Origin of the sequence: Klebsiella quasivariicola, from assembly GCF_002269255.1 — a bacterium.
GTDB classification, from domain to species: domain Bacteria; phylum Pseudomonadota; class Gammaproteobacteria; order Enterobacterales; family Enterobacteriaceae; genus Klebsiella; species Klebsiella quasivariicola.
The window spans coordinates 5,528,332-5,540,188 of record NZ_CP022823.1 but is presented as its reverse complement, the minus strand read 5'-3'; the positions used below and the strand labels follow the sequence as shown (position 1 = coordinate 5,540,188).

The 11,857-nt window shown below is 56.8% G+C and carries 13 protein-coding genes; 11 read left to right on the top strand and 2 right to left on the bottom strand.

The window, feature by feature from the left end:
• The first annotated feature begins 622 nt into the window (after positions 1 to 622).
• The 10 genes from rpmH (at position 623) to B8P98_RS27805 (ending at position 8,808) form a co-directional block, all read left to right on the top strand.
• Positions 623 to 763, top strand: coding sequence for a 50S ribosomal protein L34 (rpmH, locus tag B8P98_RS27850; protein WP_000831330.1), 141 nt, complete (start codon positions 623 to 625; stop codon positions 761 to 763).
• Between the two features lie 15 nt (positions 764 to 778).
• Positions 779 to 1,138: a ribonuclease P protein component gene (rnpA, locus tag B8P98_RS27845; RefSeq protein WP_004151535.1), complete on the top strand. Its 360-nt coding sequence runs from the start codon at positions 779 to 781 to the stop codon at positions 1,136 to 1,138.
• Complete coding sequence (yidD, locus tag B8P98_RS27840) at positions 1,102 to 1,359, top strand: membrane protein insertion efficiency factor YidD (protein ID WP_004151536.1); 258 nt, start codon at positions 1,102 to 1,104, stop codon at positions 1,357 to 1,359. Before rnpA ends, yidD begins: the two co-directional genes overlap by 37 nt.
• 2 nt (positions 1,360 to 1,361) lie before the next feature.
• A complete protein-coding gene (gene yidC / locus B8P98_RS27835) occupies positions 1,362 to 3,008 on the top strand; it encodes a membrane protein insertase YidC (protein ID WP_095033603.1) in 1,647 nt (548 codons plus the stop codon).
• Between the two features lie 194 nt (positions 3,009 to 3,202).
• A complete protein-coding gene (gene mnmE / locus B8P98_RS27830; protein ID WP_080897971.1) occupies positions 3,203 to 4,567 on the top strand; it encodes a tRNA uridine-5-carboxymethylaminomethyl(34) synthesis GTPase MnmE in 1,365 nt (454 codons plus the stop codon).
• Positions 4,568 to 4,685: 118 nt separating this feature from the next.
• Positions 4,686 to 5,105 (top strand): GNAT family N-acetyltransferase, encoded by a 420-nt coding sequence (locus B8P98_RS27825; protein WP_080897972.1) that lies wholly within the window; start codon positions 4,686 to 4,688, stop codon positions 5,103 to 5,105.
• Between the two features lie 99 nt (positions 5,106 to 5,204).
• A complete protein-coding gene (locus tag B8P98_RS27820; RefSeq protein WP_080897973.1) occupies positions 5,205 to 6,383 on the top strand; it encodes an MFS transporter in 1,179 nt (392 codons plus the stop codon).
• A complete protein-coding gene (yidZ, locus tag B8P98_RS27815) occupies positions 6,358 to 7,317 on the top strand; it encodes an HTH-type transcriptional regulator YidZ (RefSeq protein WP_025711358.1) in 960 nt (319 codons plus the stop codon). The genes B8P98_RS27820 and yidZ overlap by 26 nt, the downstream gene beginning before the upstream one ends.
• A gap of 310 nt (positions 7,318 to 7,627) precedes the next feature.
• A complete protein-coding gene (locus tag B8P98_RS27810) occupies positions 7,628 to 8,203 on the top strand; it encodes a 4'-phosphopantetheinyl transferase family protein (RefSeq protein ID WP_165931894.1) in 576 nt (191 codons plus the stop codon).
• A 38-nt stretch (positions 8,204 to 8,241) separates the two neighbouring features.
• Positions 8,242 to 8,808, top strand: a complete 567-nt coding sequence (locus tag B8P98_RS27805) for an NADPH-dependent FMN reductase (protein ID WP_025711360.1) — start codon at positions 8,242 to 8,244, stop codon at positions 8,806 to 8,808.
• 81 nt (positions 8,809 to 8,889) lie between these two features.
• Here the strand turns inward: B8P98_RS27805 and B8P98_RS27800 are convergent, their stop codons facing one another.
• Positions 8,890 to 10,227 (bottom strand): NCS2 family permease, encoded by a 1,338-nt coding sequence (locus B8P98_RS27800; protein ID WP_025711361.1) that lies wholly within the window; start codon positions 10,225 to 10,227, stop codon positions 8,890 to 8,892.
• A gap of 169 nt (positions 10,228 to 10,396) precedes the next feature.
• Here B8P98_RS27800 and yieH point away from each other — a divergent pair, with 169 nt between their 5' ends.
• Positions 10,397 to 11,062 (top strand): 6-phosphogluconate phosphatase, encoded by a 666-nt coding sequence (yieH, locus tag B8P98_RS27790; RefSeq protein WP_095033602.1) that lies wholly within the window; start codon positions 10,397 to 10,399, stop codon positions 11,060 to 11,062.
• A gap of 69 nt (positions 11,063 to 11,131) precedes the next feature.
• Here the strand turns inward: yieH and B8P98_RS27785 are convergent, their stop codons facing one another.
• Entirely contained in the window at positions 11,132 to 11,851 is a 720-nt protein-coding gene (locus B8P98_RS27785; protein ID WP_095033601.1) for a glucosamine-6-phosphate deaminase, read from the bottom strand.
• Between the last annotated feature and the right edge of the window lie 6 nt (positions 11,852 to 11,857).

Here is an 11,857-nt window from a genome sequence, read left to right as displayed (position 1 = left end):
GGCGGACTCCACTCGAACATAAAATCGATATCAAAGAAAAACTGAAACAATCGTGATTGTTGGCACACGTCGACAAGACCCTGCATTAGCCGAAAAAGCCCCTGCACAAAAGGGGTGACGTGCGAACCGCTATCTGCGGTTATAACCCGCTGCGGATCCGGGGATCGCGATCGGGACCGGGGATCATAGCCTAAACTGAGAAAGAGATCTTGTGTTTCTCAACAGATTCTTCCCGATTTATCCACAGGAAGGATCGAAACCGGGTAAGTGTAATCGATCCTGGAAGGAGTGAAGCACGATTTCCGCCGCATATTGGAAAAATTAATGAGCTATGCCGCTTTTGGGCGGAAACGATCTAATAAAGATCCTTGCGGATCCTTGCGCTTTACTGGCCAGGCCGTATAATCCCCCACCCGGCGCGTAATGCCCGTTTTCGTCACGCGTCTCAGCTTATTTTTTGTGCGACGAGGTGCGAGAAATAAGGAAAGAGAATTGACTCCGGAGTGTACAATTATTACAATCCGGCCTCTTTAATCACCCACGCTGAGGCGTAAGTCGTTCGAAGTTCGTTCGGGTCTACGCAAAAGTCAGTGAATTTATTCAAGTTTAGGTAGAAATCGCCATGAAACGCACTTTTCAACCGTCTGTACTGAAGCGCAACCGTTCTCACGGCTTCCGTGCTCGTATGGCTACTAAAAATGGTCGTCAGGTTCTGGCACGTCGTCGTGCTAAAGGCCGCGCTCGTCTGACCGTTTCCAAGTAATAAAGCTAACCCTGCGTGGTTAAGCTCGCATTTCCCAGGGAGTTACGCTTGTTAACTCCCAGTCATTTCACTTTCGTCTTCCAGCAGCCACAACGGGCTGGCACGCCGCAAATCACCATCCTCGGCCGCCTGAATTCGCTGGGGCATCCCCGCATCGGTCTCACCGTCGCCAAGAAAAACGTGAAACGCGCACATGAACGCAATCGGATTAAACGTCTGACGCGTGAAAGTTTTCGTTTGCGTCAGCATGAACTCCCGCCAATGGATTTCGTGGTGGTGGCGAAAAGAGGGGTTGCCGACCTCGATAACCGTGCTCTCTCGGAAGCGTTGGAAAAATTATGGCGCCGCCATTGTCGCCTGGCTCGCGGGTCCTGATCGGCCTGATTCGAGTTTATCAGCGCCTGATTAGTCCGCTACTCGGGCCGCACTGTCGTTTCACCCCAACCTGTTCTCAATACGGAATTGAGGCCTTACGCAGGTTTGGAGTGATAAAAGGCAGTTGGTTGACGATGAAACGCGTATTAAAATGCCACCCTTTACACCCTGGTGGTGACGATCCCGTCCCGCCTGGACCATTTGATACCAGAGAACACTAACGATGGATTCGCAACGCAATCTTCTTATCATCGCTTTGTTGTTCGTGTCTTTCATGATCTGGCAAGCCTGGGAGCAGGACAAAAATCCGCAGCCCCAGCAGCAGACCACGCAGACTACGACCACAGCAGCGGGTAGCGCCGCCGACCAGGGCGTACCGGCCAGTGGCCAGGGGAAACTGATTACGGTTAAAACCGACGTGCTTGAGCTGACTATCAACACCAACGGTGGCGATATTGAGCAGGCGCTGCTTCTGGCGTATCCAAAAACGCTGAAATCGACCGAACCGTTCCAGTTACTGGAAACCACACCGCAGTTTGTCTACCAGGCGCAGAGCGGCTTAACCGGCCGTGACGGTCCTGATAACCCGGCAAATGGCCCGCGTCCGCTGTACAACGTCGATAAAGAGGCGTTTGTGCTGGCCGATGGCCAGGATGAAATCGTCATTCCGCTGACCTACACCGACAAAGCCGGCAACGTCTTCACCAAAACCTTCACCCTAAAACGCGGTGGCTATGCGGTGAACGTGGGTTATAGCGTACAGAACGCCAGCGAGAAGCCTCTGGAAGTTTCGACCTTTGGTCAGCTGAAGCAGACCGCTGCGCTGCCGTCCAGTCGCGATACCCAGACCGGCGGCCTGTCCACGATGCATACTTTCCGTGGCGCCGCGTTCTCCACTGCGGATTCGAAATACGAAAAATACAAATTCGATACCATTCTGGACAACGAAAACCTGAACGTCAGCACCAAAAACGGTTGGGTTGCCATGCTGCAGCAGTATTTCACTACCGCATGGGTACCGCAGAATAACGGGACGAATAACTTCTACACCGCCAATCTCGGCAACGGCATTGTCGCTATCGGCTATAAATCTCAGCCGGTGCTGGTGCAGCCAGGCCAAACCGACAAACTGCAGAGCACGCTGTGGGTCGGCCCGGCGATTCAGGACAAAATGGCTGCCGTTGCGCCGCACCTGGATCTGACCGTCGACTACGGCTGGCTGTGGTTCATCTCCCAACCGCTGTTCAAGCTGCTGAAATTCATCCACAGCTTCCTCGGCAACTGGGGCTTCTCGATCATTGTTATCACCTTTATCGTTCGTGGCATCATGTACCCGCTGACCAAAGCGCAGTACACCTCCATGGCGAAGATGCGTATGCTGCAGCCGAAGATTCAGGCGATGCGTGAGCGTCTGGGCGATGATAAACAACGTCAAAGCCAGGAGATGATGGCGCTGTATAAAGCGGAAAAAGTGAACCCGTTGGGTGGCTGCTTCCCGCTGATTATTCAGATGCCGATCTTCCTTGCGCTGTACTACATGCTGAGCGCCTCGGTTGAACTGCGTCATGCGCCGTTTATCCTGTGGATCCACGACCTGTCCGCGCAAGACCCGTACTACATCCTGCCGATCATCATGGGCGCGACCATGTTCTTCATCCAGAAGATGTCGCCGACCACCGTGACCGACCCGATGCAGCAGAAGATCATGACCTTTATGCCGGTCATCTTCACGGTGTTCTTCCTGTGGTTCCCGTCTGGTCTGGTGGTGTACTACATCGTCAGCAACCTGGTAACCATTATTCAGCAGCAGCTGATTTACCGTGGTCTGGAGAAGCGTGGCCTGCATAGCCGCGAGAAGAAGAAATCCTGATACTCTTCATTCTTCAAGCCGCAGATGCGTTGGCTTCATTAGTTCGCCCCAGTCACTGACTACAGTAAGCTCCTGGGGCCTCACTAACTTGCCGCCTTTCTGCAACTTGAATTATTTCGAGTATCTACGGTAGCGTTAATGCCAGAGAAGGCGGTCAATGGACCGCCTTTTTTACATCTACATAGAGAGTCACCATGAGCCATAACGACACTATCGTCGCCCAGGCCACCCCTCCGGGACGCGGGGGTGTGGGTATCCTGCGTATCTCCGGCCTCAAAGCGCGCGACGTCGCGCAGGCGGTACTCGGCAAGCTGCCGAAGCCGCGCTATGCCGACTACCTGCCGTTCAATGACGTTGACGGTACCCCGCTGGATCAGGGGATTGCGCTGTGGTTCCCCGGGCCAAACTCCTTTACCGGGGAAGATGTCCTTGAACTGCAGGGCCACGGCGGTCCGGTCATTCTCGATCTGCTGCTCAAACGTATTCTGACCCTGCCGGGCCTGCGCATCGCCAGACCGGGTGAGTTCTCCGAGCGCGCGTTCCTCAACGACAAGCTCGACCTGGCGCAGGCCGAAGCCATCGCCGACCTTATCGACGCCAGCTCAGAGCAGGCGGCGCGCTCGGCGCTGAACTCGCTGCAGGGGGCGTTCTCCGCGCGGGTGAACCATCTTGTGGAAGCGCTCACTCACCTGCGCATCTACGTGGAAGCGGCCATTGACTTCCCGGATGAAGAAATTGATTTCCTCTCCGACGGCAAAATTGAAGCCCAGCTGAACGAGGTGATGGCCGATCTCGACGCCGTCCGCGCGGAAGCTCGTCAGGGCAGTCTGCTGCGCGAAGGGATGAAGGTGGTGATCGCCGGGCGGCCGAATGCCGGTAAATCGAGCCTGCTGAACGCCCTGGCGGGCCGCGAAGCGGCGATCGTTACCGATATCGCCGGCACCACCCGCGACGTGCTGCGCGAGCATATTCATATTGACGGTATGCCGCTGCATATCATCGATACCGCGGGCCTGCGCGATGCTAATGACGAAGTGGAGCGTATCGGCATTGAACGCGCCTGGCAGGAGATCGAGCAGGCTGACCGGGTGCTGTTTATGGTCGACGGCACCACCACCAGCGCCGTTGACCCGGCGGAGATCTGGCCGGACTTTATTGAGCGCCTGCCCGCTAAACTGCCGATTACCGTGGTGCGCAATAAAGCCGACGTCACTGGCGAAGCGCTGGGTATCAGCGAAGTCAATGGCCACTCACTGATCCGCCTGTCGGCACGTACCGGTGAAGGGGTCGAGGTGCTGCGTAACCATCTCAAGCAGAGCATGGGCTTCGATACCAATATGGAAGGCGGCTTCCTCGCCCGTCGTCGCCATCTGCAGGCGCTGGAAGAGGCGGCGAATCATCTGCAGCAGGGCAAAGCCCAGCTGCTGGGCGCCTGGGCCGGAGAGCTGCTGGCGGAAGAGCTGCGCCTTGCGCAGCAGGCGCTGAGCGAGATCACCGGAGAGTTCACCTCCGATGACCTGCTGGGCCGCATCTTCTCCAGCTTCTGTATCGGCAAGTAACCGTCAGTCCGTAAACGTTCACTCACCCGCATTAACGCCGCGTTAATGCGGGTTTTTTCTTGCCCTTTGCGGCGCAACGTTCTCTACTTTTATCTTCCCCCAGCCGCGAGACTAAAACATGACCGTTGAATATACCGTGATCGAGAAGGTGCCCTCCGCCGAAGCGTTTTGCCACCTGCGAGTGGCCGCCGGCATGTCATCGCGCCCTCTGGAAGGCGCCAGAGCCGGACTGCCGCACAGCTGTTACGGCGTACATATCCTCTGGCAGGAGACGCCGATCGCCATGGGGCGTATCGTCGGCGATGGCGCTATCAACTTCGACATTGTCGATGTCGCCGTCGATCCGGCTCACCAGGGAAAAGGCCTTGGCCGGCTGGTGATGGAGAAACTGATCGCCTGGCTGGACGCTAACGCCTTTGACGGGGCCTACGTCACACTGGTGGCGGATGTTCCCGAGCTATACGCGAAATTCGGCTTTGAAAGCGTTCGGCCGGAAAGCGAAGGGATGGCCCGCGTCTGGCGAACCCGGAGTCGTTAACTCGCGTTTCCTGCCAGGAAAAGAGCGTTGTCCAAATGGCAACTCGTCTTGCGGGGCGTTCCTCACTATGCTGAACGCCATTCACATCGCGAGGATCCCATGACACGCTTTCTTCTTTGCAGCTTTGCCCTGGTTCTGCTCTATCCCTCTGGCATCGATATGTATCTGGTCGGCCTGCCGCGTATTGCGCAGGACCTGGGAGCCAGCGAGGCGCAATTGCATATCGCCTTTTCGGTCTATCTGGCTGGCATGGCCTCCGCGATGCTGTTTGCTGGCCGCATCGCCGACCGCTCCGGACGCAAGCCTGTCGCCATTGTGGGCGCGGCGATCTTTATTATCGCCTCCCTGCTCTGCGCGCAGGCGCACACCAGCAGCCACTTCCTCACCGGACGCTTTATCCAGGGGATCGGCGCCGGCAGCTGCTACGTGGTGGCTTTCGCTATCCTGCGCGATACGCTGGACGATCGTCGCCGCGCCAAGGTGCTGTCGTTGCTCAACGGCATTACCTGCATTATCCCCGTCCTGGCGCCGGTGCTTGGTCACCTGATTATGCTGAAATATCCGTGGCAGAGTCTGTTCTACACCATGACCGGCATGGGCATCATGGTCGGTTTGCTGTCGGTCTTTATCCTGCGCGAGACGCGCCCGACGGCGCATCCGCAGACGGTCATGCAGCAGCATGGCGTCAGTGAGTCGCTGCTGAACCGCTTTTTTCTCAGCCGCATTCTTATCACCACCCTCAGCGTGACAGCGATCCTGACCTACGTGAACGTCTCTCCGGTACTGATGATGGAAGAGATGGGGTTCGACCGGGGAACTTACTCAATGGCGATGGCCCTGATGGCGATGATCAGCATGGCAGTCTCCTTCTCGACGCCGTTCGCCCTGTCGCTATTTAACCCCCGCACCTTAATGCTGACCTCGCAGGTGCTGTTCCTGGCGGCCGGCGTGACGCTGAGCCTCGCCACTCGCCAGGCTGTTACCCTGGCCGGGCTGGGAATGATTTGCGCCGGCTTTTCCGTCGGCTTCGGCGTCGCGATGAGCCAGGCACTGGGGCCCTTCACGCTGCGCGCGGGCGTCGCCAGCTCGGTTCTCGGCATCGCGCAGGTGTGCGGTTCATCGCTGTGGATTTGGCTCGCCGCCATCATCGGACTCAGCGCGATGAATATGCTGATCGGGATACTCATTGCCTGTAGCATAGTGAGCCTTGTTTTATTACTGGTCGTCACCCCGCCGCGGGTAGCGCAATACAATGAAGAAGCCGCTGTCGAGTCTTGATCTTAATTTACTCCTCTGCCTGCAACTCCTGACCCAGGAGCTCAGCGTTACCCGTACGGCGAAGCGGATGAACGTTTCGCCGTCAGCGGTGAGCAAGTCGCTGGCCAAACTGCGCGCCTGGTTCGACGATCCGCTGTTTGTGAAAACCCCGCGGGGTCTGGCGCCTACGCCGCTGGTCAGCAGCATGGAGCAGGATCTGGCGGACTGGATGCAGATGGGCAACCAGATCCTCGATAAACCACACCACACCATGCCCAGCGGCCTCAAATTCGAGCTGGCGGCGGAAACGCCGCTGCTGATGATCCTGTTTAACACCCTCTCCCAGCGCATCTATCAGCGTTATCCTCAGGCATTGATTCGTTTGCGCAACTGGGACTACGACTCCCTGGACGCCATCATTCGCGGCGAGGTGGATATCGGCTTCTGCGGGCGTGAAAGCCATCCGCAGTCGCGGGAGCTGCTGAGCCTGCTGCCGTGGTATATCGATTTTGATGTGCTGTTCACCGATCTGCCGCAGGTCTGGCTGCGCGCCGATCATCCGGCGCTCAAAGAGGAGTGGGATCTGGCGGCATTCTTACGCTATCCGCATATCACCATCTGCTGGGAACAGCGCGATACCTGGGCGCTGGACGATGTCCTGCAGGAGCTGGGGCATAAGCGTAACGTAGCGCTGACCGTGCCGGGGTTTGAGCAATCGCTCTTTATGGCCGCTCAGCCGCAACACACCATGCTGGCCACCGCGCCGCGCTACTGCCAGCACTATAATCAGCAGCACCAGCTGCCGCTGGTTTCCCGGCCGCTCCCCCTGGAGACGCAGCATCTGGAAAAGCTGCGCGTTCCCTTCACCCTGCTATGGCATAAGCGCAACAGCTACAACCCGAAACTCGTCTGGCTGAGAGATACGCTAAAAGTACTCTATTCCGGTACGCTGTAAGCCTTGATTTAGGCCGATTCCCCCCTATTGCGCAAGAATTTGTAAAATTCAAACAAATTCCCTTTTCAAGGGGGGATTTCGGCATTAAAACCTGTTAATACCAGGCGATAATAGCGCCCACTTTCTTTACCCATGTCCATTACTCACGGAGCGACGTATGGCAACGCATTTTGCAAGAGGGATTCTCAGTACCGGAGAGCCGCTATCGACACGTTTGTCAGCGGCCTGTCATCAATCCGCACGTCTTCTCCCGACATATCGCCAGGCTCGCTTTCGCGCTTCGCGCTCGCTGCTCGCCGAGCTGCTGTTTATGCTATATGGCATCAGTGAGCTGCCTGAAATCATCAGTGAAGCGAATGGCCGACCGGTTTTTAGCGATCGCCATCTTCCCCGCTTCTCTATCTCTTATACTGGTAATATCGTTGGCGTCGCGCTGACCACCGAGGGAGATTGCGGCCTCGACATGGAACTACAGCGCACTGTCCGCAGCCACGACGCCGACAGACAAAATTTCAGTAACAACGAGAATCTGTGGATTAACATTCAACACGATCCGGACGAAGCGCGCACCCAGCTGGTTGCGCTACGCCGCAGCGTGCTGAAACTGACAGGAGAAGCACCGGCGCAACTACAACTGCTGCCGGGCTCTGGCCGCCTGCGTACCGCCGGCAGCCAGCCGATAGAAGCCATCTGTGATGCTGAATCACTTCTCGTCTGGTCGATTGCCGCTACCCCGAATATTGGCCCGCTGAAGGTCTGGGAATATGACGGTAAGGGGGGCGACTGGTGCAGCCTGCCGGATGCCCAGCGGCGCGCGCGCGAGCCCTCGGCGCGCCTGATGCGCTTTACCAGTTTACCCACGGAAAAAACCCTATCCCTCAATTGACCGGTCTCACCGGCATATCATGATAAAAAGGAGCAATCATGTCAGATACTTTGAAAGTGGTTACGTTACTCGGCAGCCTGCGTAAAGGGTCGTTTAATGGAATGGTCGCGCGTACCCTGCCAGGCATCGCGCCTGCGGGTATGGAAATCGCGGCGCTGCCGTCGATCGGTGATATTCCGCTTTACGATGCCGATATGCAGGAGGAAGAAGGATTCCCACAGCGCGTACAGGAGATTGCGCAACAGATCCGTGAGGCGGATGGCGTGGTAATTGTGACTCCCGAATATAACTATTCCGTGCCTGGCGGCCTGAAAAACGCCATCGACTGGCTGTCACGCCTGCCCGAGCAGCCGCTGGCCGGCAAACCGGTTCTGATTCAAACCAGCTCAATGGGCGCCATTGGCGGCGCACGCTGCCAGTATCATCTGCGCCAGATCCTGGTGTTCATGGATGCGATGGTGATGAATAAACCGGAATTTATGGGCGGCGTGATCCAGAACAAAGTGGATCCGCAGTTGGGTGAAGTGGTCGATCAGAGTACTGTCGACCATCTGCGCGGCCAGCTGACCGCCTTTGGAGACTATATTCAGCGCGTGAAAGCGTAAAGATCAAAACTGTCTGGTTACCTCTCCCACAGGAAGAGGAAACCAGAACTAAAGCCCTTTTCTCAGAAAAGGGCCTGCTGCTTATTTCGCATCAATAAAGACAATTTTCAGCACAAACAGCAGCGAGACGATAATCACGCACGGACTGAGCTCGCGCAGACGGCCGGTGCCGATCTTCATCACGCAGTAGGAAATAAAGCCCAGGGCGATACCTTCGGTGATCGAGAAGCTAAACGGCATCATCACCGCGGTGATGAACGCTGGTACCGCCTCGGTCAGATCGTTCCACTTCACCCGCGCGAGGCTGGAAGTCATCAGCACGCCGACGTAAATCAGCGCACCCGCGGCGGCATAACCAGGAACCATCCCCGCCAGCGGCGACAGGAAGATTACCAGCAGGAACAGGATACCGACGACAACGGCAGTCAGGCCGGTACGCCCGCCCACGGAAACGCCGGAGGAGGATTCGATATAGGCCGTTACCGAAGAGGTACCAATAAAGGAACCAGCAACGGACGACACGCTATCGACGAACAGCGCCTGCTTCATGCGCGGGAACTTACCCTGCGCATCCGCCAGCCCGGCTTTATCTGTGACGCCAATCAGGGTGCCGGAAGAGTCAAACAGGTTAACCAGCATGAACGAGAAGATCACGCCCGCCAGGCCAAGATTCAGCGAACCGGCCAGATCGACCTGACCCACAACCGAGGTCACGCTCGGCGGCGCGGAGACGATGCCGGTGTAGTGCACATCGCCCAGCATCCAGCCCAGCAGGGTAGTCACTACGATAGAAACCAGGACCGCGGCGTGAATGTTACGCGATGCCAGAATCGCGATGATAAAGAAGCCCAGCACGCCCAGCAGTACGCTGTGGGAGGTTAAATGACCAATGCTGACCAGCGTTTCCGGATTAGCGACGATAACCCCGGCGTTTTTCAGGCCCATCATGCCGATAAACAGACCGATCCCACTGGTGATCCCGACGCGCAGGCTAAGCGGAATATTGGCGATCATCCAGTAACGTACGCGGAAGATGGTCAGCAGCAGCAGACCCACGGCGCCCCAGAAGATGGCGCCCATACCGACCTGCCATGGCAAACCCATCGCCTGCACCACTACAAAGGCGAAAAAGGCGTTCAGCCCCATCGCTGGCGCGAGGGCGACCGGCAGGTTCGCAAACAGCCCCATCAGGATACTGCCGAAAGCGGCAATCAGACAGGTGGTCACAAACACGGCGCTGGTATCCATACCCGCCACGCCAAGAATTTGTGGGTTCACGAAGACAATGTACACCATCGTCAGGAACGTGGTGAAACCGGCGATCGCTTCAGTGCGCACCGTGGTGCCATGCTCGCGCAGTTTAAATACGCGCTCCAGCAGACCCTGGCCAGAAGACTGGCTGGTTTGTTGTTGACTCATTATCGGTTTCCGAACGTAAGGAGGGAAAATTCGAGGCTATCCTATACCAAATTACAGCACCAGGCGCGGTTGTATGGTAATTTTTTTCATTTATTTTGCTTATACGGCAACGATTGCGTCGCGGCATTGGGCATTACGAAAACGTTAAACTTGTTAATATGGAAAGGCTATGACTCAACCAGAAGCAGTATTTTTTGACTGTGACGGCACGCTGGTCGACAGTGAGGTGATTTGCTCCCGCGCCTACGTTCACATGTTCCAGGAATTCGGCATTACGCTGGACCTGGCGGAGATTTTTAAGCGCTTCAAAGGGGTAAAACTGTACGAGATTATCGACACCATCAACGCTGAGCATGGGGTTAACCTGCAAAAGGCCACTCTTGAGCCGATTTATCGGGCGGAGGTGGCCCGTCTGTTCGATAGCGAGCTGGAGGTGATTGCCGGAGCCCAGGCGCTGCTGGATGCGGTAAGCGTCCCGATGTGCGTGGTTTCCAATGGTCCGGTCAGTAAGATGCAGCACTCGCTCGGTCGCACCGGCCTGCTGCATCATTTCGCTGACCGCTTGTACAGCGGCTACGATATTCAGCGCTGGAAACCCGATCCGGCGCTGATGTTCCATGCGGCAAACGCCATGCAGGTGAAAGCCGAAAACTGTATCCTGGTGGATGACTCCAGCGCCGGTGCTCAGTCGGGGATTGCCGCCGGCATGGAGGTGTTTTATTTCTGCGCCGATCCGCATAACCAGCCGATCAATCATCCCAAAGTGACGACCTTTACCGATCTGGCAGAGCTGCCGGCATTGTGGAGAGCGCGTGGCTGGGATATTACTCGTTAAGACCCGGCGTCGCTACGCTCGGCCGGGCTACGGTTGATCACAATGGTAGCCCCGCTGGCCAGCGGCTTTTTAGTGCTGCAATTCCGCCGCTGCCGCCTTATCGGCAATAATCACCAGCGAAGGGTGCAATTTGAGCACTGAAGCCGGCACCTGCTCGCTGACCGGGCCTTCCACCACCTGCTTTAACGCGTGCGCTTTTGCGGCACCGCTGACAATAAGCAATAGATTTTTCGCCGCCATCACGCTTCTCGGCCCCATGGTGACATAGCTGTCCGGTACTGCCGAGATATCCCCGCCCATCTCGCTGTTAGCGACGAGAGCAATCATATTCCCGCGAATCGGCACTTCGACCGTCTGATCCTGAAAGCGGGTGATATTCGGCAGGTTGCCGCAAAAATGGCCGTCGGCCCCCAGCCCCAACACCATCAGATCAAGGCCGCCTGCCTCTTCCAGCTGGCGATCGTGCTGCGCAGCGTTCTCCAGCGTCAGCTTGTGAATATTCTCTTCTTTGATCTGTGCCGGGGTAAAAAACAGCTGACGCAGGTTGGAAATGGTTACGCCTTCTCGCGACTGGCCGCGAAAGGGGATCTCATCGAAATTGTAATAGTGCACCCGATCATAGAAGGCTTTGCCTTTCACGGCGGCGGTTAGATGCGCATACATCCGCTTTGGTGTGCTGCCAGCCGTCATCGCCAGATTCACCCGCCGCGGCGCCGTGATATAGCCCAGAACATGATGGCTGGCGACCAGGCTCATCTCTTCATAATCTTCGGTCACAATCATTTTCATCTTGTC